The following is a 21179-nucleotide window of genomic DNA, read 5'->3' as shown; positions in this document are numbered from 1 at the left end:
AAGACAAAGATGGCACTCCCGATTCTCGACCCCAACGCACCGGAATTCACGCGCCGCTATGTGAATCTGGCGGACCCGCGCCTGGGCGCGCAGGCGCTCGAGGCCAGCGACGATTTCTTCGCACCGAAGGAACGCATGCTGAATCCGGAGCCGGCCGTCTTCATTCCGGGCAAGTACGACGACAACGGCAAGTGGATGGACGGCTGGGAAACGCGCCGCAAGCGCGCCAACGGCTACGACTGGTGCGTCGTAAAGCTGGCGCGGCCGGGCGTGATCAAGGGCCTCGATCTCGACACTAGCCACTTCACGGGCAACTTCCCGCCGGCGGCATCGGTGGAAGCCGCGCGCGTGGTGGATGGCGCGCCTAATCAGTCGACTCAATGGACCGAAATCGTGCCGTCGACCACCTTGCAAGGCAATAGTCACCACTACCACGAAGTCAGCGACGCGAATGCGTACACGCATCTGCGCGTGAACATCTATCCGGACGGCGGCATCGCGCGTCTGCGTGTGTATGGTCAACCGCAAGTCGATTGGGCCGGCGCGAGCCGCACCGAGCAGTTCGATCTGGCGGCGATGGAAAACGGCGCATATCTTGTCGCGGCGAACAACCAGCATTTCGGCGCAGCGTCGACAATTTTGATGCCGGGCCGTGGCGTGAACATGGGCGACGGCTGGGAAACGCGCCGCCGTCGCGAACCGGGCAACGACTGGGCGATCGTCGCACTGGCGCAGCCGGGCGTGATCAAAAAGATCGAAGTCGATACGGCGCACTTCAAGGGCAACTTTCCGGACCGCTGCTCGATTCAGGCCGCGTATGTCACGGGCGGCACGGACAGCTCGCTGATCACGCAGGCCATGTTCTGGCCGGTGCTGCTCGGCGAACAGAAGCTGAAGATGGACAACCAGCACTATTTCGAAAGCGAAATCGCGGCACTGGGTCCGGTGACGCACGTGCGCTTTAACATCATTCCGGACGGCGGCGTGTCGCGTCTGCGTTTGTGGGGCACGCTCGCATCATGAAAACGCTCGCGATCGAACCGTTGACGAAGGAAGCGTTCGCCGCGTTCGGCGACGTGATCGAACTCGAAGGCGCGAAGCAGATTCCGATCAACCTCGGCACAACGATCCGCTTTCACGATCTCGCGAAAGTGGACGTCGCCGACGAAAACGGTCGCACGCTCGTCAACCTGTTTCGCGGACAGCCGCGCACGCTGCCGTTCGAAGTGAAGATGCTCGAACGGCATCCGCTTGGCAGCCAGGCATTCGTGCCGCTGAACGACAAGCCGTATCTGGTGGTCGTGGCGCCGGCGGGCGAGTTGGACGCGTCGAAGATTCGCGCGTTCGTGACGAGCGGCTGGCAGGGCGTGAACTATGCGAAGGGCGTGTGGCACCATCCGCTGATCGCGTTGGGCGACGTGAGCGACTTTATCGTTGTCGATCGTGGCGGGGACGGACTCAACCTCAATGAGCAGGATCTCGCGGAGTCGCTGTGGCTCACGGAAGATGCGTTGAGCGCGGTGGCTGTTTGAGTTTGATCGCTTTGATGTAGCACGCAGGTCGACTTGAAAGAACCCGCAGCATCACCGATGCTGCGGGTTCTTTGTTTTGGTGGCGAATCATAAAAGGCGCAGCGCGACGGCGTCGTTGCGCGTCTAGCCACGCTTGCCAAGAAGCGGGGAGCGTCCAATCACCTCGCGCGCGCGTTCCGCCGGTTCCGGCATGGAAAAACCTGCGGCTTCGATCGCCGGTCTGAGTCCTTTGAATTGCAGACTCTTCTTCGGTGAGCGCAAGGACGCCATGCCGTCGTCCCAGGCGTGAAGCATGTGCTTCGCGACGGTGTGCCATTGCGGTTCGTTGCGCGCCGCTTCGATCAACTCCTGACCGACGGCGACGGCCGAATCGCACAACGCCTCGACCATCTGCGCGTATTGCCGCGGCGCGATGCCCATGCGCGTGTTGAAGAAGCGCTCCAGCGTTTTGCCGGCTGCCCAGGTTTTGCGGCCGTCGATCGGCAAGCCCGGAGGATTCGCCGCGAAACGCGGGTACGCCTGCGTTGTCACGATGTCGTAGACGGGCGTGAACGCGACATCGTCGACCGATGTGTAGAACAACGCCACGTTCTTCGTATGACAGTCCGCGTTGCGTACGACGTAGTTCGTCAACATATGCCAGCCGAGATGTTCCAGCTGCTCGCGCATGGTATCGCGATCGAGCAGATAGGCTCGCGCGGCGTTGAGCATTTTCTCGCTGGTCGAATTGTATTTTTCGTGCGGCGGCAAACCAAGAAGACCGCACAGGTCCTCGACGCCATAGGCCGGCTTTCCCTGTGCGTCGACGTCGAAGCGCTCGACGATCAGCGCCCGGCCATCGTCCGACATCTTCGTGCGCGCGACCGGCGCGACGCTGAGCCGTTCGAGCACGCGCATGGAATAGAACTCGTTGAAGCCGAGAAACGGCGTGCTGTCGTCCGAGCCTTTGATGATGTGGCGGCTTGTCCGGATGGTGGGTTTGCCGAGCGGCATCGACGTGAATGGCTGCGAGGCATCGTCCTGTGGCGCGATGAACTTGGGCACGGCGCCCGAGATGGCCGCGCGCGCATACTCGCGCACGAGTTGCGCGAAATGTTCGGCCGTGTTGTCGCCGTGCAAAATGTCCTGCACGTCGAGCGCTCGCAGTTCCGTTCCGGGTGCGACGCCTTCCGGCGTCACGGTGACACGGCCGATCCCCATCGCGCCGACCACCGCGAGCAGCGACAGGTCGGTGCCGTCGAGCAACGGTCCGAACTGCTCGCGAATCAGATTCAGCAGATAACCCTCCGGCAGGTTTTGCCGGAAAAACGGATGCAGATCGCGCGGCCAGCGCCAGGGTTCTTCACGCACCGGCATGGTCAGGCTGACGAAATCCGCCGCGCTCGCGTCGCGGTTGTATTTGAGGACGTAGTCGTCGCGCTCGCGAAATAGCGTGGCGACGTTTTTGCCCAGTACCTGGACGTCGAGCCTCATTGGTTGGCGTCCGGATTGCGCTGTTCAGCGAGGATGTCTTCGAGCGTGCGCCCGTGGCCATGCGCGACGAACTTGAGGTCGTAGCCTGCCGCTTCGAGCAGGCGCACGAGCACGGACACGCTCATATCGTTTTTGGCGAGCGTTTCCATACGCGCGACGGTGGTGCGCGCGACGCCCGCCCGGCGCGCCAACTCCTCTTGCGACAGATGGCTTTCGTGGCGAACGGCCTTCAGCATGTCAGATACATCGGCGAGATTGGTCATTTGTAGCCCCGAGGCGTCAATTTCGGCAAATTCATGCCTTATTGTAGCCCATCGAGCACAACGAGGTTTTTGGAATTTGTGCCTCATGGGCTACATTTCAACGGAATTCGTGAGAAATTGTAGCCCATAGGCTACAAGTCGGCCACGCCAGCCTTGGAGACGCCAACACCAGTGCGGCCAAAGAAAAGCGGGCTTCCCGCTAGCGCGAAAAGCCCGCTTCATATTGCTTCATCCGTCGCCATGCCGGGCGGGATACCCGGCTCGACTATCACTTCACTGCGCCACCCTGGAACCAGGCGGCGATCTTCATCCGCTCGTCGTCGGTCATGTGCGTCACGTTGCCGAGCGGCATGGCCTTCAGCGTCACGGCCTGCTGGTAGATCCGCTGCGCGTTCTGCGAGATTTCATCCGGCGTATCCAGCAGCACGCCGGCGGGGGCGCTGCCCATCATCGTCGGATGCGCGGAGTGGCAGGCCACGCAGCGCTGTTGCAGCACCGGTGCGATGTCAGCCACTTTGATCGTCGGCGCGTTGGCCGCTTGCGCTTGCGGCACCATCGGCTTCGGCATGGTCCAGAAGAGGGCGCCGAACATCAGGGCAATGCCCGCCAGCGGCAAGTACCACAACACCTGGCCACGGTGACGCATCACGAAGAACTGACGGATCAGCGCGCCGGCCAGCATGATGACAAGCAGCACGGCCCAGTTGTACGGATGCGTGTAGGTCATCGCGTAGTGGTTCGACAGCATCGCGAACACCACCGGCAGCGTGAAATACGTGTTGTGCACCGAGCGTTGCTTGCCGCGCTTGCCATAAATCGGGTTCGGTGTCTCCCCCTTGAGCATGGCGTCGACCATCTTGCGCTGGCCCGGAATGATCACGAAGAACACGTTGGCCGACATGATCGTGGCCAACATCGCGCCCATGATCAGGTAAGCCGCGCGGCCTGCAAAGATATGACACGCGAGCCACGCCGCGATCAGCACATACACGCCGACGCAGATGCCGAGCACCTTGTCCTTGTTGCCGAGAATGCGGCACAACGAGTCGTATACGATCCAGCCGGCGGCGAGGAAGCCGAGCGCCGAGGCGACGGCGACCACCGGTCCCATATCCAGCACGTTCTTGTCGATCAGGTAAGTGCTCGGCGAGAACAGATACAGCACGGTGAAGAGACCGAAGCCCGACAGCCACGTGGTGTACGACGGCCACTTCGACCAGTGCAGATCGTCCGGCATTTCCGGCGGCGCGACAGTGTACTTCTGCATGTTGTAGAAGCCGCCGCCGTGCACGTGCCACAGTTCGCCGAACACGCCGCGCCTGCGCTGGTTCGGGTCTGCCGGCGGTTTCAGGCTGTTATCGAGCGCGACGAAATAAAATGATTCGCCGATCCATGCAATCGCGGCGATGACGTGAAACCAGCGAATCGCCAGATTCAACCAGTCTGTGATAAAGCCTTCCATGAAACTCCTCCACTTCTGATTCGTTGTACTCGCAGCGACGTCATGTGCCTTTTGAAACCCGGCTGACGGGTCGTTGGCAGGGCAGCACGTCGCTGCGCAGACTGCGGGGTGAAGACGCGATGCGCTCAGTTCGCACAGCGCCGTTTTTTATTGGCTCGTCCGGCTGGCCGGGGTCGGTTCGAAGTGGGTCGACTCGCGTGCGTTCGATTGCGTTTCGCGGGTGCTCGCCCGTGTGTCCCTGTATGTCCCTAAGCATCTGCGCAATGCAATCGAGCGCGGTGGTCCTGCTGCGCGAACTCGACCTCGCTTCGTCCAACCTCTTTCCAACACTTCGCGGCAGATGTCTCCTTAGCTGCCGCGATAGGTGCTATACGACCACGGCGACACGAGCAGCGGCACGTGATAGTGCGCGCCGGCATCGGCCACGCCGAAGCGCAACACGACGCGATCGACGAAGCGTGGCTCCGGCACCTTCGTGCCGATCGACGCGAAGTAGTCGCCTGCGCCGAACACCAGTTCGTATTCGCCCGCGACTAGCGCATCGCCTTCGAGCAGCGGCTGGTCGCAACGGCCGTCGTCATTGGTGGTAGTGGTTTTGAGCGCGCGGCGCGTGTCGCCCGAGAGCGCGAAGAGTTCGACCTTGATGCCCGCGCCGGGACGGCCGTTCGCGGTGTCGAGCACATGGGTAGTGAGCTTTCCCATTCGCAATTTTCCTTATGTGAATGCGAGGTTTCGGCGGCAGCCCGATCCAGATACGTTTGCGGCGGATCGAGGCTCCACGTCAGTGGCTACATACCCGTCGGCGAATTGAAGCGAGCGCCGTGACAGCCATTGTAAAAAGGTTGTTCCGTCCAGCGCGCGCGAGATAGGAAAGATAATAGCTGGCGCATGACGGACAGCCTGTTGAAAGCCGCAACGACCCGATTCCTTCGACTATTACAGCGCATTTGTCTTACCGGCGGATCGTACCGGCGCCAAAAAAGGCCCACTATATCGGCAGCGTGAAGTTGGGTATCGCATTGGCGTGAGTTGTCAGCATTATTTTGGCCGTCGAAGGTTACGTCCGTGCATTGCGGCAAACACGAATCGAAGACGATTCAGCCGCGACGCACCCCGAAGACGGCGGAAACACGCTGGGTAACCGGGCCAACGGCGTTCGACGGGACGCGGCGGCGCGGTGGCCTGCCGTCACATCGCGTTCGAACGGCTTTGCACGGAAGCAATGAAGCGGAGAAACGAATGACGATGGAACAAGCGGCTAACAAGCCTAAGAAGACGATGTTGGTGAAGCACGCGGACGTGCTGGTCACGATGGACGGCGCCCGGCGCGAACTGCGCGACGGCGGCATGTTTATCGAGGACAACCGCATCGTCGCGGTTGGACCGACGGCGGAATTGCCGCAAACGGCCGACGAAGTGCTGGATATGCGCGGGCATCTGGTGATTCCGGGCCTCGTCAACACGCACCACCACATGTATCAGAGCCTGACGCGGGCGATTCCCGCCGCGCAGAACGCCGAACTGTTCGGCTGGCTGACGAGCCTCTACAAGGTGTGGGCGAACCTCACGCCGGAGATGATCGAAGTCTCGACGCTGACGGCAATGGCCGAGTTGCTGCTGTCCGGCTGCACGACGTCGAGCGACCATCTGTATATCTATCCGAACGGCAGCCGGCTCGACGACAGCATTGCCGCGGCGCGCCGGATCGGCATGCGTTTTCACGCGGCGCGCGGCAGCATGAGCGTCGGGCAGAAAGACGGCGGCTTGCCGCCGGATTCAGTGGTCGAGCGTGAAGCGGACATCCTGAAGGACACGCAGCGCCTGATCGAGACGTATCACGACGAAGGACGTTACGCGATGCTGCGCGTGGTGGTCGCGCCATGCTCGCCATTCTCAGTGAGCCGCGACCTGATGCGCGAATCCGCGGTGATGGCGAGGCAGTATGGCGTGTCGATGCACACGCACCTGGCGGAAAACGTCAACGACATCGCATATAGCCGGGAGAAGTTCGGCATGACGCCGGCGGAGTACGCGGAAGACCTCGGCTGGGTCGGCCACGATGTGTGGCATGCGCACTGCGTGCAACTCGACGACGCCGGCATCGACCTGTTCGCGCGCACGGGCACCGGCGTCGCGCATTGCCCGTGTTCGAACATGCGGCTCGCGTCGGGTATCGCGCCGGTGAAGCGCATGCGTCTGGCGGGCGTGCCGGTGGGCTTGGGCGTCGACGGATCGGCGTCGAACGACGGCGCGCAGATGATTGCCGAAGTGCGTCAGGCTTTGTTGCTGCAACGAGTCGGTTTCGGACCGGATGCGATGACTGCACGCGAGGCGCTGGAAATTGCGACGCTAGGCGGCGCGAAGGTGCTCAATCGCGACGATATCGGTGCGCTGGCGCCAGGCATGGCGGCGGATTTCGTGTCGTTCGATCTGCGCCAGCCGCTTTTCGCGGGCGCGTTGCACGACCCGGTCGCGGCGCTCGTGTTCTGCGCGCCGTCGCAAGTGAGCTGCAGCGTGATTGGCGGCAAGGTGGTCGTGAAGGACGGGAAGTTGACGACGCTGGAGCTCGGGCCGGTCATCGAGCAGCACAACCGGTTGGCGAAGACGCTTTACGAAGCTGCGGCGTAAAAGAAGGAGCGGGTTGTCGGCGACGCCGATAACCCGTAAAGCAAAGCAAAAACTCAAGGCTTGTCGATCAACGTCTTGGTCGCCTCGGCGACCAGACTGCGCAGCCAGCGCACTTCATCGGAGTAATGCACGCGCTCGTGCCACAGCTGGTAGTACTGCATCGGCGGGAAATCGAGTGGTGCGGGCACGACCGTGAGCGGCAGGAACTTGGCGTAGTAATCGGCAAAGAGACGCGTCGTCGTGAAGATCAGATCGGACTTGATCAGCACGTATGGCGCCAGATTGAAGTACGGCAGCGTCACGACCACATGGCGCTTGAGCCGCTCGCGCGCGAGATGCACGTCGATCGCGCCGCGCTGGCCCACCGAATAGGGAGTAGGCGCGAGATGCGGCGCATTCAGGTACTGGTCGAGCGTGAGACCGCCGCGTTTGGCGAACGGATGCGTGTTGCTCATCAGGCAGACGATCTGATCGACGAACAGGTTCGACAGATGCAACTGTTCCGGCGGCTCCGGCCAGTTGCCGACCACGATGTCGAGCTTGCCATCCTCGAGCGCGAGTTCGTAGTCGAAGGCCGGCCCCAGCGAGTGAAACTCGAGCGTCGCGTTCGGCGCGGCCTGACGAAAGCGTTCGACCACCGTCGGCACGAACAGCACGTTCAGGTAGTCCGGACAGCCGATCCGGTAGCAACGGATCGAGGTGGCCGGATCGAAATTGTGTTGCTGGAACTTGATGCGTTCGATCTCGCGCAGCGCGTTCTGCACCGGTTCGAGCAGGCGCAGGCCGTATTCCGTGGGCACCATGCCGGATTTGCCGCGCACCAGCAGCGGGTCGCCGGTGATGTCGCGCAAACGGCGCAGCGCCGCGCTGATGGCGGGTTGCGATTGATTCAGTTTGACGGCCGCGCGCGTGACGCTGCGTTCCATCAACAGGGTGTGCAAGACGCGTAACAGGTACGTATCGATCGCCTCGCGTTGCTGACTCATGACTTCTCCGAAATATATGTTCTGGCTGATCGAGCGGGCGTGGGTGTATATGACTTTTAATATGAACGTAAAGCCGCGTCAAGAGTGGGATACCCGCAGAGCTCGCTGCGACGCGGGTTTGCGGGGAATTTTGGCGGCTCGACTGACTGGGTCGAATTAGGTATTGTCATCCGGTTGTGGTGACGGATCGCCTGCCGGCAAGGTGGACGGACGCGCTGTAACCGGCAGTCACTGACGTACTACGGAATCACATGAGCTACTCTTCTTATAGCGACGGCGCCGCCGCGCAGCCGGCAGACAGGCCGGAACAGGCGGCGCCCCGGTTGGTGCTTCAGGGCATCACCAAACAATATCCCGCCGTGCGAGCCAACGACGACGTCACGTTGATCGTCGCGCCGGGAGAAATCCATGCCGTGCTCGGCGAGAATGGCGCCGGCAAAAGCACGCTGATGAAAATCATCTACGGCGCGGTGCGGCCCGACGCCGGCGAGATTCGCTGGGAAGGTCAGACGGTCGAGATCGCCAATCCGGCGGCGGCGCGCAAGTTGGGCATCGGCATGGTGTTTCAGCACTTTTCGCTGTTCGAGACGCTGACGGTCGGCGAAAACATCGCGCTTGCGCTCGACGAACCGTTCGATCTGAAGACGCTTTCGAGGCGCATCCGCGAAGTCTCCGCCGACTACGGCCTCGATATCGATCCGCAGCGTCACGTGCATAGTCTGACGGTGGGCGAGCGGCAACGCGTGGAGATCGTGCGTTGTCTGCTGCAGAATCCGCGCTTGCTGATCATGGACGAGCCGACTTCGGTGCTGACGCCGCAAGCGGTCCGCAAGCTGTTCGAGACGCTGCGGCGGCTCGCTGCCGAAGGCTGCAGCATCCTCTATATCAGCCACAAGCTCGACGAAATCCAGGAGCTGTGCGACACCGCGACGGTGATGCGCGGCGGCCGCGTGACCGGCCACGTGAAGCCGAAGGGCGAAACGCATGCGTCGCTCGCGCAATTGATGGTCGGCCATTCGCTGCCGGATTACACGCGGCGCGAACACAATCCGGGCGCGGTGCTGCTCGACGTGAAGCAACTCTCGGTGGAAAGCGACGACCCGTTCGGCACCTCGTTGCGCGACGTATCGTTCGGCGTGCATGCGGGCGAAATCTTCGGCATCGCGGGCGTCTCGGGTAACGGCCAGGCGGAACTGCTGTCGGCGCTGTCGGGCGAAAAACGCGGCGTGCGCGCCGACGCGGTCACCATTTGCGGCAAGGCGGCCGGGCGCCTCGGCGCAGGTGGCCGGCGGGCGCTCGGCTTTGGCTTCGTGCCGGAAGAGCGCCTCGGGCGCGGTGCGGTGCCGGCCATGACGCTGTCGGAAAACGCGCTGCTCACCGCGCATCGTCAGCAGATGGTGAACTCGGGCTGGATCAAGGCCGGCGCGATGCGCGCATTCGCGAAGCGTTGCATCGACGCTTTCGACGTGCGCTGCGGCGGCTCCGAAGCGCTCGCGCAAAGTCTGTCGGGCGGCAATCTGCAGAAATACATCATGGGCCGCGAGATTCTGCAGGCGCCCAAGGTGCTGGTGGTCGCGCAGCCCACGTGGGGCGTGGACGTCGGCGCGGCGTCCTTTATTCGCCAGCAGTTGCTCGATCTGTCGGCGCGCGGCGTGGCGATTCTGGTGATCTCGGAGGAGCTGGAAGAGTTGTTCGACATCTGCGATCGGATCGCGGTGCTCGCAGGCGGCAGACTCTCGCCGGTGCGCGCCACCGGGGCGACCAACGCCGAGGAAATCGGCCGCTGGATGGCGGGCCTGTTCGGCGACTGGGAGGGCGCGGCGCCCTCGGCGGAACAGCCGGCGCATGCCTGAGCCGGCGTCTGTCTCGCCAATACGCGTGACGTCGCCCGGCATCATCAGAACCATATAAATCACACGCTACCCATGATTCTTCCGTATCGACTCGAAGCCCGCACGACGCCCTCGCGCACCATGCAGCTCGCCGTGCCGCTGATCGCCGCGTTGCTCACGCTCGCGATCGGCTTTCTGATCTTCAGCCTCGTCGGCCGCGATCCGTTGCAAGCCATGCACGCGTTTTTCATCGAGCCGCTGTCCAGCGTGAACGGCTGGTCCGAGCTGCTGCTGAAGGCGTCGCCGTTGTGCCTGATCGGCCTCGGTCTTGCTATCGGTTATCGCGCCAACGTGTGGAACATCGGCGCCGAAGGGCAGATGCTGCTCGGCGGCATCGCCGCAAGCGGCGTCGCGATCTATTTCGACCAAGCCACTGGCTGGTGGATTTTGCCGACCATGATGATTGCCGGCGTGCTCGGCGGCATGGCGTGGGCGGCGATTCCGGCGCTGCTCAAAAGCCGTTTCAACACCAACGAGATTCTCGTCAGCCTGATGCTGACGTACGTGGCCACGCAACTGCTGATCTACCTGGTGAGCGGCCCGTGGCGCGACCCGCAGGGTATGAACTTCCCGCTCTCGGAGATGTTCAGCGGCGACGCGCTCTATCCGACTTTCTCCGGCGACTGGCACATCAAATGGCTGCGCGGCACGCGTCTGAACGCTTCGGTGTTCGTCACGCTGATCGCGATTCCGCTCGTGTGGGTTTTCATGCGCAAGAGTTTCGCGGGCTATCGCATGAACGTCGGCGGTCTCGCGCCGCTTGCCGCGCGCTACGCCGGTTTCTCCGACAAGAAAACCATCTGGACGTCGCTGCTGATCAGCGGCGGCCTCGCGGGCCTCGCCGGCATGGGCGAGATCTCCGGCCCGATCGGTCAGTTGCAGGCCACGTGGTCGCCGGGTTATGGCTTCACGGCCATCATCGTCGTGTTCGTGGGACGGCTGCATCCGCTCGGCATCGTGCTCGCGAGCCTGCTGATGGCGCTGCTGTATCTCGGCGGCGAAGCCGTGCAAACCTCGATGCAACTGCCGCAGGCGCTTTCCGGCGTGTTCCAGGGGCTGTTGCTGTTCTGCCTGCTGGGCGCCGACCTGTTCGTGAACTACCGCGTGCGCCGACGTACGCTGGCCGCCCAGGCTCACTGACTCGCCCACTGCTCATCGTTCACTGTTTTTTGCGCCGGATCCAAATGGACATTCAACAAGCCAGCTCGCTTACGTCGAGCGCCGTCACCGCCGCGATTCCGCTGATGTTCGCGGGCGCGGGCGAACTCGTCACCGAAAAATCGGGCGTTCTCAACCTTGGCGTCGAAGGCATGATGCTGATGGGCGCGGTGACCGGCTACGCGGTCACCGCGATCACCGGCAGCCCGTGGCTCGGCGTGCTCGCCGCGATCGGCGCCGGTCTCGCCATGTCGCTGCTGTTCGCGTTTCTCACGCTCACCATGCTCGCCAATCAGGTCGCCACCGGCCTCTCGCTGACGATCTTCGGCATCGGCCTGTCGGCTTATGTCGGCAAGCCGTACACGTCGGCGGCGGTGCGCGCGACCATCGACACGTGGACCATTCCCGGTCTCTCGGAGATCCCGGTGCTCGGCCCCGCGTTTTTCAGCCTCACGCCGCTCGATTACCTCGCGTTCCTGATGTTCGCGGTGATCGGCTGGTTCCTGTACCGCACGCGCGCGGGACTCGTGTTGCGCTCGGTCGGCGAATCGCCGCAGGTGGCGCACTCGGTCGGCTTTCCGGTGATCGGCGTGCGCTACGGCGCGGTGGCGTTCGGCGGCGGCATGGCCGGGCTTGCGGGCGGTTACTACTCGATCGTCAATCTGCATTTGTGGCAGGAGCAGCTCACCTCGGGCCGCGGCTGGATCGCGCTCGCGCTGGTCGTGTTCGCGACCTGGCGCCCAGGACGCCTGCTGATCGGCGCGCTGCTGTTCGGCGCCGTGACCGGCCTGCAGTTTTACGCGCAGGCGATCGGCGTGCCGGTGCCGACGCAATTCCTCGCGATGCTGCCGTACGTCGCGACAGTCGTCGTGCTGGTGCTGATCTCGCGCAATCCGAACACGATCCGTCTGAATGCGCCGGCATCGCTGGGCAAACCGTTTTTCTCGGCGGGCTGACCGACCATCGACTCCGCTTTTCACATCATTCGATAAACATGACAGGAGAAAACATGAAGAGAAGAAATCTGCTGACCGCTTTCGCTTGGGGTGCGGCCTCGCTGGCGCTTGGTGCCGCGGTGACCGCGCCGCTCGCGCAAAGCGCGCAGGCCGCCGATGCGCCGGGCGTCGCGTTCGTCTACCTGGGCAATCCGGGCGATGCCGGCTGGACCTTCGCGCACGATCAGGGCTCGAAGGAAGCGGAAGCGAAGTTCGGCAACAAGATCAAGATCACGCGCATCGAAAACGTGCCGGAATCGGCCGACTCCGAGCGCGTGTTCCGCGATCTGGCGAACAAGGGCAACAAGATTATCTTCGGTTCGAGCTTCGGCTATCAGGACTTCGAACTGAAGGTTGCGAAGGATTTCCCGGACACCGTGTTCCTGCACGCAACCGGCTACAAGAAGGCGCCGAACTTCGGCACCTATGACGTGCGCATGTACCAGGGCGCGTATCTCGCCGGCGTCGCCGCGGGCTACGTGACGAAGACCAACACGCTCGGCTTCGTGGCGTCGGTGCCGATTCCCGAAGTGATCCGCAACATCAACGCGTATACGCTCGGCGCGCGCTCGGTGAATCCGAAGGTGCACACCAAGGTTATCTGGATCAACAGCTGGTTCGATCCGGGCAAGGAGAAGCAGGCGGCTGAAACGCTGATCGGCCAGGGCGCCGACGTGCTGCTGCAAAACACCGATTCGAGCGCCACGCTCGCCACGGCGTCGGCCAAGCATGTGCATGCGTTCGGCTGGGATTCGGACATGAAGAAGTTCGGTCCCGACGCGCACCTCGGTTCGGTGGTCGCGCACTGGGGCGTGTATTACAACGCGGCGATCCAGCAGGTGCTGGACGGCAAGTGGAAGAACGATCCGGTGTGGTGGGGCATTCCGCAGAAGGCGGTCAACCTGGAAGATCTGAACACTTCTGCAATTTCGGCTGACGCGCAGAAGCAAGTCGCGGCCAAGCGCGACGAACTGGCGGGCGGCAAGTGGGACGTCTTCACGGGTCCGATCAAGGATCAGTCCGGCGCGGTGAAGGTGCCGGCCGGCAAGACGCTGACCGATCCGGAACTGCAACGCCTCAACTGGTACGTGGAAGGCGTGGACGGTTCGCTGCCGAAGTAACGCCGACGCCAAATCGACCAGGCGGGGGTTTCAGCAACCGCTGTTTTAAGAGGCTGCGTCCGGTGCGGACGCAGCTTTTTTTTCGTCGGAGTTTTAGAGCGCTGACGGCCACGCCGTCGGCGCGTCAGTCGATGCGCAGGCCGACCTTGATGGTCACCTGCCAATAAGCCACCTTGTCGTTTTCGATCTGGCCTCGCGTTTCCGTCACTTCGAACCAGTGCAGATTGCGCAGCGTCTTCGACGCTTTCGCGATTGCCGTGCTGATGGCGTCATCGATCGATTTCGTCGACGAGCCGGTCAGTTCGATCTGTTTGTAGACGTGTTCGGACATGGACTTCCTCCTTTGATCTTCGTTGGTGTTCAAAAAGTATAGGCAACGCAAGCGCCGCGAACGGCCTCGTGTGAGCGAGTCATGTCGCACATGCCGTGCCCGGTATGCCGTGGCCGGACGCCGCCGTTATCATGTCCGCGCAACTCAATCTGATATGCGACGAGGTTCCAAAGTGGAAATTGGTTTTTGCGGTCCTGGTTTGATGGGCGCGCCGATGATCCGGCATCTGCTGCGCGCGGGGCATACGGTGCATGTCTGGAATCGCACGCGGGCCAAGGCGGAAGTGTTAGTGGCGGACGGCGCTCGGGTGGTCGACACGCCGCGAGAACTTGCGACACGATGTGAAGCCGTGCTGCTGTGCGTCGCGGATGCGGCGGCGGTGGAAGAGACCGTGTTCGGCGCTTCGGGCCTTCTTGGCGCCGATGCGCCCGTATCGGGCCGATTGCGCTGGATCGTCGATCACTCCAGCATCCCGCCGGCCGCGACGCGCGCATTCGCGCAGCGCGCGGCGGCGCTGACGGCGGTTCGCGCGGACGGAGGTGTGGACGGGGGGCCGGGGATGGGCGAGGACGCAGGTCTGGGCGACGGCGCAGGTGGAGTAAGGAGCGCAGGCGCGGACCCACGCACAGGCGCCGGCGAGAACACGGGCGACGGCGCGAACTCGAACGCGGTCGAAAGTGTGGCCGCCGGCAGCATCGGCTGGATCGACGCCCCTGTGTCAGGCGGCGTGGCCGGCGCCACCGCCGGCACGCTGGCAGTCATGGCGGGCGGCGCCGGTGCGGACGTCGAAGCCGTCAAGCCATTGCTCAGCGCCTACGCGTCGCGTGTCACGCACATGGGCGAGGTCGGCGCGGGCCAGACCGCCAAGCTGTGCAATCAAACCATCGTCACAGCGACGCTCGCGGCGATTGCCGAAGCGGTGAGCCTCGCGCAGCGCAGCGGCCTCGACGCTTCCCGGCTGACCGAAGGTCTGGCCGGCGGCTGGGCCGATTCGGTGCTGCTGCAAACATTCGTGCCGCGCATGACGCAAACCGGCCTCGCGCCGATCGGTGCGTTCCGGACCTTTCAGAAGGACATCGACACGGTGGCGGCGACCGCCTACGAGACCGGCACGCCCATGCCGGTCTCGTCGACGGTTCAGCAATTGCTGCGGCTCGGCGCGGCGATGGGGCTGGGCGAGGCCGACCTGTCGGCGTTCATCGACGTTTTGCAGACGCCGCGAGGCATCCAAAGCCGGTAGCGCGACGGGCGCGCGGGCTGAATTCGCGATAACCTGCTAAAATATTGGGTTTTTCGCCGATATCACATTAAAGGGACGCGCCGTGCTGTCTACCGCCAATATCACCATGCAATTCGGGCCAAAGCCCCTCTTCGAGAATATCTCGGTCAAATTCGGGGGAGGGAACCGCTATGGCCTGATTGGTGCGAACGGCTGCGGCAAGTCCACTTTCATGAAGATCCTGGGCAGCGACCTGGAGCCGAGCTCGGGCAACGTCATGCTCGAACCGAACATCCGCCTCGGTAAATTGCGCCAGGATCAGTTTGCCTACGAAGACGTGCGCGTGCTCGACGTCGTGATGATGGGCCACGCCGAAATGTGGGCCGCCATGACCGAGCGCGACGCGATCTACGCGAACCCCGACGCAACGGACGACGACTACATGCACGCCGCCGAACTCGAAGCGAAGTTCGCCGAGTACGACGGCTACACCGCCGAGGCGCGCGCGGGCGAGCTGCTGCTCGGCATCGGCATCGCGATCGAGGACCACAACGGCCCGATGAGCAACGTCGCGCCGGGCTGGAAACTGCGCGTGCTGCTCGCGCAGGCGCTGTTTTCGAAGCCGGACGTGCTGCTGCTGGACGAGCCGACCAACAACCTGGACATCAACTCGATCCGTTGGCTGGAGGATGTGCTCAACCAGTACAACTCGACGATGATCATCATCTCGCACGATCGACACTTCCTGAACCAGGTCTGCACGCACATGGCCGACATGGACTACGGCACGCTGAAGGTCTATCCGGGCAACTACGACGACTACATGCTGGCGAGCACGCAGGCGCGCGAGCGTCAGCAGAACGCCAACGCGAAGGCGAAGGAACGTGTGGCCGACCTGCAGGACTTCGTGCGCCGCTTCTCGGCGAACAAGTCCAAGGCGCGCCAGGCTACCAGCCGTCTGAAGATGATCGACAAGATCAAGATCGAGGAATTCAAGCCGTCGTCGCGGCAGAACCCGTTCATCCGCTTCGAGTACGAAAAGAAGCTGCACAACATTGCGGTGGTGGCCGAGAAGATTTCGAAGAAGTACGAGCGTCAGATTTTCAACGACTTCAGCATTAGCGTGCAGCCGGGCGAGCGGATCGCGATCATCGGCGAGAACGGCGCGGGCAAGACCACGCTGTTGCGCTCGCTGCTCGGCAAGCTCACGCTCGATCACGGCACGGTGAAGTGGGCGGAGAACGCGAACGTCGGTTACATGCCGCAGGACACGTACGAAGAGTTTCCGGACGACGTCACGCTGATGGACTGGATCGACGACTATCGCCAGGAAGGTGACGACGAGCAGATGGTGCGCGGCACGCTCGGCCGGCTGCTGTTCAATGCCGACGACATCCGCAAGTCGGTCAAGGTGCTCTCCGGCGGCGAGAAAGGCCGCATGATCTGGGGCAAGCTGATGCTGGGCCGTCACAACGTGCTGCTGATGGACGAGCCGACCAACCACATGGACATGGAATCGATCGAATCGCTGCAGATCGCGCTCGACAAGTTCGAAGGCACGCTGATTTTCGTGTCGCACGACCGCGAGTTCGTGAGCGGCCTAGCGAATCGGATTATCGAAGTGAAGACGAATGGCACGTTGAACGACTTCGGTGGCAACTACGAAGACTTTCTGTTGAGCCAGGGTGTGCAGTAATCAGGACTGAACCGCTCGTTGCACCGCAGAGCCCGCTTCTCCGAAGCGGGCTTTTTTCATGGCGCGCGCGTCTCCACGTGCTTTCTGAACTCCGGACAAACCTGTTCGGCGCACACGCGCATCGAGGAGGGCGCCGAGCTGGTGACGGGCGGCACGTAGAACATGGCCGTGCCCTTCGGCGGTTTCAAGCAATCGGCTTTCGGCCGCGAAAACGGGGTCTATGGACTCAAAGAGTATCTCGAACTCAAGTCCATGCAGTTCAAGGCGTGATCCGGCTGACCGATATCAAATGATCGACACAATGACTAAAGCTTCGGCCGACTCATTGACCTGAAACAACGCAGGCTGCGCCCGACCGACGATTATCAGCGTTTCGATAATCCGCCATCGGGCCAGTCATGCTCACCTCTCATCCCCTCCCACCGCTTGTTATTCGCGGCCGCTCACTACTGCCGATCGTGCAAGGCGGCATGGGCGTCGGCATCTCAGCGCACCGGCTGGCCGGCAGCGTCGCTCGCGAAGGCGCGCTGGGCACCATCGCCAGTATCGACCTGCGGCATCATCATCGCGATCTGATGGACCGCTGCGGTGAGTCGCCCGAGCGGGCCACGCTGGAAGCGGCCAATCTCACCGCGCTGGCCCGCGAAATTCACTCCGCTAAAGCACTCAGCGAAGGCCGCGGCATGATCGCCGTCAACGTGATGAAAGCGGTCAGCGCGCAAGCCGACTACGTGCGCGTCGCATGCGAAAGCGGCGCCGACGCGATTGTCATGGGCGCCGGCCTGCCGCTCGATTTGCCCGACATGACCCAAGGCCACGACATCGCGCTGATTCCGATTCTGTCGGATAGCCGCGGTGTCGCGCTCGTGCTGAAGAAGTGGATGAAAAAAGGCCGTTTGCCCGACGCGATGGTGATCGAACATCCGGCGCATGCGGGCGGCCATCTCGGCGTCAGCAACCTGACCGATCAACACGATGGACGCTTCGATTTCTTCCGCATCCTCGAAGAACTCGACACGGTATTCGTCTCGCTTGGCCTGAACCGGCAGGACGTGCCCTTGATCGTCGCGGGCGGCATCAATAGTCACGAGGCCGTCTGTAAGCTGCTGAACGCGGGCGCCAGCGGCGTGCAACTCGGCACGCCGTTCGCCGTTACCGAGGAAGGCGACGCGCATCCGAATTTCAAGCGCGTACTGGCTGAAGCCACGCCGGAGGACATCGTCGAATTCGTCAGCGTGACGGGACTGCCCGCGCGCGCCGTGAAAACGCCGTGGCTGATGCGCTATCTGCGGCATGAAACGAGAATCCGCGAGAAAGTCGGCGCGCTCAAACATATCTGCCCGACCGCCCTCGAATGTCTCAGCGCGTGCGGCTGGCGCGACGGTATCGAGAAGTTCGGCCACTTCTGCATCGACACCCGGCTCGCGGCGGCATTGCGCGGCGACGTGGCGAACGGTCTGTTCTTTCGCGGCCGCGAAGCGTTGCCGTTCGGCACGGCGATTCGCAGCGTGCACGATCTGCTCGAACTGCTGTTGACGGGCGCGACGCGACCGGCTGTCGCAGGTCGCTGGGCATTCTCGCTGGGTTGATACGCGTCAACCTGCCGCGCGACGAGAACTTCGACAATCCCCGCATGCAAACAAACCAAGCGGGGAAGCACATGAAGCGCTCGTCCAGAAACAGAAACAGAAACAGAAACAGAAACAGAATCCGAACCGCCGCCATCGCGGCGAGCCTGCTGTTCGCGGGCGTGCTCGCGCCGCTGGCGCATGCGGCCGGCGACGACGCGATGAGCGGTATTCACGCCGGCGACGTGCTGGTGCGCTTGCGCGCCATCAGCATCATGCCGAACGTGAGCACGACGCAATCGCTGAGCGCGCTCAACGTCGGCGTCAATAACGCGACCGTGCCGGAACTGGATCTGACCTACATGATTCGCGACAACCTCGGCGTCGAGTTGATTCTCGGCACGTCGCGGCATCAAGTGACTTCGAACCTTGGCGGCCTGGGCGGCGTAAACGTATTACCGCCCACGTTGCTGTTGCAATATCACTTCAATCACGCGGGCCGCATTCGCCCATATGTCGGCGCGGGTCTCAACTACACGCTGTTCTATAACAGCGGCCTGAGCGCGGGCGGCCAGCCGATCTCGATCAACAATCACAGCTGGGGACCGGCGTTGCAGGCCGGCGTCGACGTGCAGGTCACCAAGTCCCTGTTCGTCAACGCGGATATCAAGAAGATCTGGATGCACACGGATGCTTCGCTCGGCGGGCAGCCGCTTGGCCGCTTGAGCATCGATCCGGTGGTGGTCGGCCTGGGTGTCGGCATGCGGTTCTAATTGTCACGCATTACATGCGCGCTTGACCAACATGCGTTGCCACGTGAAAACGCCGGGTGCAATTTCGTCCCGGCGTTCTCTTTTGACATTGAATCTGAGCGGCCAGCGCCGCAAGCATCGGGCGACCGGAGCCGCCAGGCCAATCTACAGCTTGTCGTTCGCAAACCGCATCGCGGTGCCTTCCTGCTCGATGCGAACCCACACGGCGCGCTTTTCCTCGTCGCTCAGGAAAACCCAGTTGGACACTTCGACGGCGGTGCGGCCGCAGCCTTTGCAGATGTCGTCAAACAACGTGGAACAGACGCCGATGCACGGGCTGTCGGGGAGATCGTGGAGATTCGAAGCCATCGGAAACCTTGGGGCGGAGAAGCGAAGTTCCGCTATGTTAACCGATGCGCGCCATGCGCCTCGCCGCGTGCCGCCGGCATGGCCGCGGTTCGCGCACTGTTGGCAGCATCTGCCGCATATTTCGACGCCTTCGACGCGCGATATCGCCCGCTCGCATCAACGCGCGATGCTGTAGCCGATCCGCGCGATCCAGTGCTGGCGGTTGTTGTAGTCGAGCAGGTCTTCGCCGTAGCCATTGAAATAGCCCACCCACACATAGCCGCCCCACGCGCTGCCCAATAGCTTGGCGAGCGGATAGGTGAATTGCGAATCCACGCTGCCGTACCAGTGCTTGGTGCCCTTGCGCAGCGTGGTCGCCAGTTGCCAGCCGTCCGGGCTGCCGTATTTGACGAGCAAGTCGACGTAACCGCGATAGTCGGCGATATCGGGGTTGCTGCTCGTGCCGAGGTAGTAATAGATCTTCGGCGACACGGTCAGGTGGTTGGCCGTCAGATCGCCGAATTCCCAGGTCGGCCGGATAAACGGCATGTTGATGCTGCGCGAGTCCGCGCCGGCTTTACCGTTCGACTCATGCGCAACGCCCGCCGCGAAACCCATGCGCGTGAAAAACGGGCTCTGCCAGCCGGTGTCCGGCACGTAGTAGAACAACTGCGGCGAATAGGTCGTGTCGTGGAACGGCCGCGAATCGGCGGACAGATCCCAGATCGAGGTCTGCGTATATGCGAAGTACAGGTTGTCGAGGAAGGCTTTGGAGCGCAAATCGTCCGGGATCAGGATGCGGTATTTGAAGCTCAGTTGCAGCCGCGCGTTCGTGTCCCCATTGTGGCCGAACGCGATGTACATCGGATCGTAATAGGAAAGGTGCGAGAGCACGCCGCGTCCGGTGGTCGCGAGCGAATCGCCGGGCGGCGCAATGGCGTCGCCGGTCGGGCCGCCGACCACGGCCGCCGTCGCCGCAACCTGAGCGGGCGTGGTCGCCTGGCTTTCCGCGCGTTCGGCCTGGGCAATCGCGTCCTGCTGCGGCCCGCGATTGATCGCCACGAGCGCCGGCGACGCATCGAAGCCCACCGGATCGATGCGCACCTCGCCACGCGCCGACTGCGGCCAGGGCGCCGAGAAACGCACCTTGCGGAACTGGCCCGGCCGCAGATGCAGCGTGTCGGGCACGCTCGCTTCGCGTTTCAAATCGAGCGGCTGCGGCGACTGTTCGCCTGCGCTCAACGTTACGCGGATGGTCGGCGGGACGGTGACGGTCAGGGGTTTGGTGTCGTCGGCGGAGTAGAGCAGTGTGATCTGCAACGGCTCGTTGGCGGCGGCCACGCGAGCGGGTTGCAGCATCGCGACCGTCGCGCGCGCCTCGCCGCTGAGGAGGGCGCAGACGGCGCAGACGACGAGCGTGGCGAGCAGCGTGGCGCGGGAGAAGCGCGCCGTGAGTTGACGGGACTGAGGGGAGGCGTTGCGGGCAAGGCAGTCGATTGAGGCGTCAAAACGCATGAGGCTGTCGTCCTGGAGCAAGGGCGGCGAGCGAAACGGACATGCTAGGCATCGAAAGATGACACCCGCAACGCTCACCGGATCGGTCGCGCGGAAGCGCTGAAGGGCGCAAAAAATGGGCACAAAAATGGCTGCCGCAAACAACCCGGCAGCCGGGATGAAACAGACCGCACAGCCGGCGCGCCGCGCAAGCAGACAGCGTCGCCGGTCATGGCGAGATACTCAGAGAATACTTACAAA

General features: G+C 62.9%; 19 protein-coding genes and 1 pseudogene. 12 read left to right on the top strand and 8 right to left on the bottom strand.

Translation table 11 applies throughout. The features are described 5' to 3' along the window. Nucleotides 1-9 precede the first annotated feature (9 nt). Both alc and B0G80_RS04895 read left to right on the top strand, forming a co-directional pair. Nucleotides 10-1023 carry an allantoicase gene (alc, locus tag B0G80_RS04900; protein ID WP_012433323.1) on the top strand — a complete coding sequence of 338 codons (1014 nt, stop codon included), beginning with the start codon at nucleotides 10-12 and terminating at the stop codon, nucleotides 1021-1023. Further along, a complete protein-coding gene (locus B0G80_RS04895) occupies nucleotides 1020-1532 on the top strand; it encodes an ureidoglycolate lyase (protein WP_106285573.1) in 513 nt (170 codons plus the stop codon). Before alc ends, B0G80_RS04895 begins: the two co-directional genes overlap by 4 nt. 123 nt (nucleotides 1533-1655) lie before the next feature. On the opposite strand, the gene B0G80_RS04890 is transcribed toward B0G80_RS04895, so the two are convergent. The 4 genes from B0G80_RS04890 to uraH form a co-directional block, all read right to left on the bottom strand. Continuing rightward, a complete protein-coding gene (locus tag B0G80_RS04890) occupies nucleotides 1656-3005 on the bottom strand; it encodes a type II toxin-antitoxin system HipA family toxin (protein WP_116117199.1) in 1350 nt (449 codons plus the stop codon). Further along, nucleotides 3002-3268, bottom strand: a complete 267-nt coding sequence (locus B0G80_RS04885; RefSeq protein ID WP_116117198.1) for a helix-turn-helix transcriptional regulator — start codon at nucleotides 3266-3268, stop codon at nucleotides 3002-3004. The genes B0G80_RS04890 and B0G80_RS04885 overlap by 4 nt, the downstream gene beginning before the upstream one ends. Nucleotides 3269-3536: 268 nt before the next feature. After that, nucleotides 3537-4730, bottom strand: a complete 1194-nt coding sequence (locus B0G80_RS04880; RefSeq protein ID WP_116117197.1) for a urate hydroxylase PuuD — start codon at nucleotides 4728-4730, stop codon at nucleotides 3537-3539. 348 nt (nucleotides 4731-5078) lie between these two features. Then, nucleotides 5079-5432: a hydroxyisourate hydrolase gene (gene uraH / locus B0G80_RS04875; RefSeq protein WP_012433320.1), complete on the bottom strand. Its 354-nt coding sequence runs from the start codon at nucleotides 5430-5432 to the stop codon at nucleotides 5079-5081. A gap of 537 nt (nucleotides 5433-5969) precedes the next feature. Here uraH and B0G80_RS04870 point away from each other — a divergent pair. Further along, the gene (locus tag B0G80_RS04870; protein ID WP_116117196.1) at nucleotides 5970-7358 is read left to right on the top strand and encodes an 8-oxoguanine deaminase; all 1389 of its coding nucleotides are present in this window, start codon (nucleotides 5970-5972) and stop codon (nucleotides 7356-7358) included. A gap of 53 nt (nucleotides 7359-7411) precedes the next feature. Here B0G80_RS04870 and B0G80_RS04865 read toward each other — a convergent pair whose 3' ends face one another. Further along, nucleotides 7412-8344, bottom strand: a complete 933-nt coding sequence (locus B0G80_RS04865) for a LysR substrate-binding domain-containing protein (RefSeq protein ID WP_074764203.1) — start codon at nucleotides 8342-8344, stop codon at nucleotides 7412-7414. A 251-nt stretch (nucleotides 8345-8595) separates the two neighbouring features. On the opposite strand from B0G80_RS04865, the gene B0G80_RS04860 reads away from it, so the two are divergent. From B0G80_RS04860 to B0G80_RS04845, 4 genes are all read left to right on the top strand, one after another. Further along, nucleotides 8596-10197, top strand: a complete 1602-nt coding sequence (locus tag B0G80_RS04860) for an ABC transporter ATP-binding protein (RefSeq protein WP_116117195.1) — start codon at nucleotides 8596-8598, stop codon at nucleotides 10195-10197. 72 nt (nucleotides 10198-10269) lie between these two features. Next, a complete protein-coding gene (locus tag B0G80_RS04855; RefSeq protein ID WP_012433316.1) occupies nucleotides 10270-11376 on the top strand; it encodes an ABC transporter permease in 1107 nt (368 codons plus the stop codon). Between the two features lie 44 nt (nucleotides 11377-11420). After that, nucleotides 11421-12350: an ABC transporter permease gene (locus tag B0G80_RS04850; RefSeq protein WP_116117194.1), complete on the top strand. Its 930-nt coding sequence runs from the start codon at nucleotides 11421-11423 to the stop codon at nucleotides 12348-12350. 53 nt (nucleotides 12351-12403) lie between these two features. After that, the gene (locus B0G80_RS04845) at nucleotides 12404-13510 is read left to right on the top strand and encodes a BMP family ABC transporter substrate-binding protein (protein WP_106285580.1); all 1107 of its coding nucleotides are present in this window, start codon (nucleotides 12404-12406) and stop codon (nucleotides 13508-13510) included. Between the two features lie 124 nt (nucleotides 13511-13634). Here the strand turns inward: B0G80_RS04845 and B0G80_RS04840 are convergent, their stop codons facing one another. Further along, complete coding sequence (locus B0G80_RS04840; RefSeq protein ID WP_091793652.1) at nucleotides 13635-13841, bottom strand: dodecin; 207 nt, start codon at nucleotides 13839-13841, stop codon at nucleotides 13635-13637. A gap of 172 nt (nucleotides 13842-14013) precedes the next feature. Here B0G80_RS04840 and B0G80_RS04835 point away from each other — a divergent pair, with 172 nt between their 5' ends. The 5 genes and pseudogenes from B0G80_RS04835 (at nucleotide 14014) to B0G80_RS04815 (ending at nucleotide 19097) form a co-directional block, all read left to right on the top strand. Continuing rightward, the gene (locus B0G80_RS04835; protein ID WP_116117193.1) at nucleotides 14014-15081 is read left to right on the top strand and encodes an NAD(P)-dependent oxidoreductase; all 1068 of its coding nucleotides are present in this window, start codon (nucleotides 14014-14016) and stop codon (nucleotides 15079-15081) included. An 82-nt stretch (nucleotides 15082-15163) separates the two neighbouring features. Next, nucleotides 15164-16756, top strand: coding sequence for an ABC-F family ATPase (locus B0G80_RS04830; RefSeq protein ID WP_116117192.1), 1593 nt, complete (start codon nucleotides 15164-15166; stop codon nucleotides 16754-16756). Nucleotides 16757-16915: 159 nt separating this feature from the next. Further along, nucleotides 16916-17026, top strand: a pseudogene (locus B0G80_RS04825) (aldehyde dehydrogenase family protein); the annotation flags it as partial. A 128-nt stretch (nucleotides 17027-17154) separates the two neighbouring features. Then, complete coding sequence (locus B0G80_RS04820; RefSeq protein ID WP_116117191.1) at nucleotides 17155-18345, top strand: nitronate monooxygenase family protein; 1191 nt, start codon at nucleotides 17155-17157, stop codon at nucleotides 18343-18345. Nucleotides 18346-18416: 71 nt separating this feature from the next. Then, entirely contained in the window at nucleotides 18417-19097 is a 681-nt protein-coding gene (locus B0G80_RS04815) for an OmpW family protein (RefSeq protein WP_116119518.1), read from the top strand. Nucleotides 19098-19241: 144 nt separating this feature from the next. On the opposite strand, the gene B0G80_RS04810 is transcribed toward B0G80_RS04815, so the two are convergent. Beyond that, a complete protein-coding gene (locus tag B0G80_RS04810) occupies nucleotides 19242-19445 on the bottom strand; it encodes a DUF1289 domain-containing protein (protein ID WP_116117190.1) in 204 nt (67 codons plus the stop codon). A 156-nt stretch (nucleotides 19446-19601) separates the two neighbouring features. Continuing rightward, a complete protein-coding gene (locus B0G80_RS04805; protein ID WP_116117189.1) occupies nucleotides 19602-20939 on the bottom strand; it encodes a phospholipase A in 1338 nt (445 codons plus the stop codon). Nucleotides 20940-21179: the final 240 nt, after the last annotated feature.

Source organism: Paraburkholderia sp. BL6669N2 (assembly GCF_003387275.1).
Classification (GTDB): Bacteria; Pseudomonadota; Gammaproteobacteria; order Burkholderiales; family Burkholderiaceae; genus Paraburkholderia.
Note: the sequence above shows the minus strand (reverse complement) of the source record. Positions and strands in the feature narration are given on the sequence as shown.

Excerpts from the sequence above, each read along its gene's own strand:
- alc (WP_012433323.1), top strand. The coding sequence starts at position 10 with ATGGCACTCCCGATTCTCGACCCCAACGCACCGGAATTCACGCGCCGC.
- B0G80_RS04895 (WP_106285573.1), top strand. The coding sequence starts at position 1,020 with ATGAAAACGCTCGCGATCGAACCGTTGACGAAGGAAGCGTTCGCCGCG.
- B0G80_RS04890 (WP_116117199.1), bottom strand. The coding sequence starts at position 3,005 with ATGAGGCTCGACGTCCAGGTACTGGGCAAAAACGTCGCCACGCTATTT.
- B0G80_RS04885 (WP_116117198.1), bottom strand. The coding sequence starts at position 3,268 with ATGACCAATCTCGCCGATGTATCTGACATGCTGAAGGCCGTTCGCCAC.
- B0G80_RS04880 (WP_116117197.1), bottom strand. The coding sequence starts at position 4,730 with ATGGAAGGCTTTATCACAGACTGGTTGAATCTGGCGATTCGCTGGTTT.
- uraH (WP_012433320.1), bottom strand. The coding sequence starts at position 5,432 with ATGGGAAAGCTCACTACCCATGTGCTCGACACCGCGAACGGCCGTCCC.
- B0G80_RS04870 (WP_116117196.1), top strand. The coding sequence starts at position 5,970 with ATGACGATGGAACAAGCGGCTAACAAGCCTAAGAAGACGATGTTGGTG.
- B0G80_RS04865 (WP_074764203.1), bottom strand. The coding sequence starts at position 8,344 with ATGAGTCAGCAACGCGAGGCGATCGATACGTACCTGTTACGCGTCTTG.
- B0G80_RS04860 (WP_116117195.1), top strand. The coding sequence starts at position 8,596 with ATGAGCTACTCTTCTTATAGCGACGGCGCCGCCGCGCAGCCGGCAGAC.
- B0G80_RS04855 (WP_012433316.1), top strand. The coding sequence starts at position 10,270 with ATGATTCTTCCGTATCGACTCGAAGCCCGCACGACGCCCTCGCGCACC.
- B0G80_RS04850 (WP_116117194.1), top strand. The coding sequence starts at position 11,421 with ATGGACATTCAACAAGCCAGCTCGCTTACGTCGAGCGCCGTCACCGCC.
- B0G80_RS04845 (WP_106285580.1), top strand. The coding sequence starts at position 12,404 with ATGAAGAGAAGAAATCTGCTGACCGCTTTCGCTTGGGGTGCGGCCTCG.
- B0G80_RS04840 (WP_091793652.1), bottom strand. The coding sequence starts at position 13,841 with ATGTCCGAACACGTCTACAAACAGATCGAACTGACCGGCTCGTCGACG.
- B0G80_RS04820 (WP_116117191.1), top strand. The coding sequence starts at position 17,155 with ATGCTCACCTCTCATCCCCTCCCACCGCTTGTTATTCGCGGCCGCTCA.
- B0G80_RS04815 (WP_116119518.1), top strand. The coding sequence starts at position 18,417 with ATGAAGCGCTCGTCCAGAAACAGAAACAGAAACAGAAACAGAAACAGA.
- B0G80_RS04810 (WP_116117190.1), bottom strand. The coding sequence starts at position 19,445 with ATGGCTTCGAATCTCCACGATCTCCCCGACAGCCCGTGCATCGGCGTC.
- B0G80_RS04805 (WP_116117189.1), bottom strand. The coding sequence starts at position 20,939 with ATGCGTTTTGACGCCTCAATCGACTGCCTTGCCCGCAACGCCTCCCCT.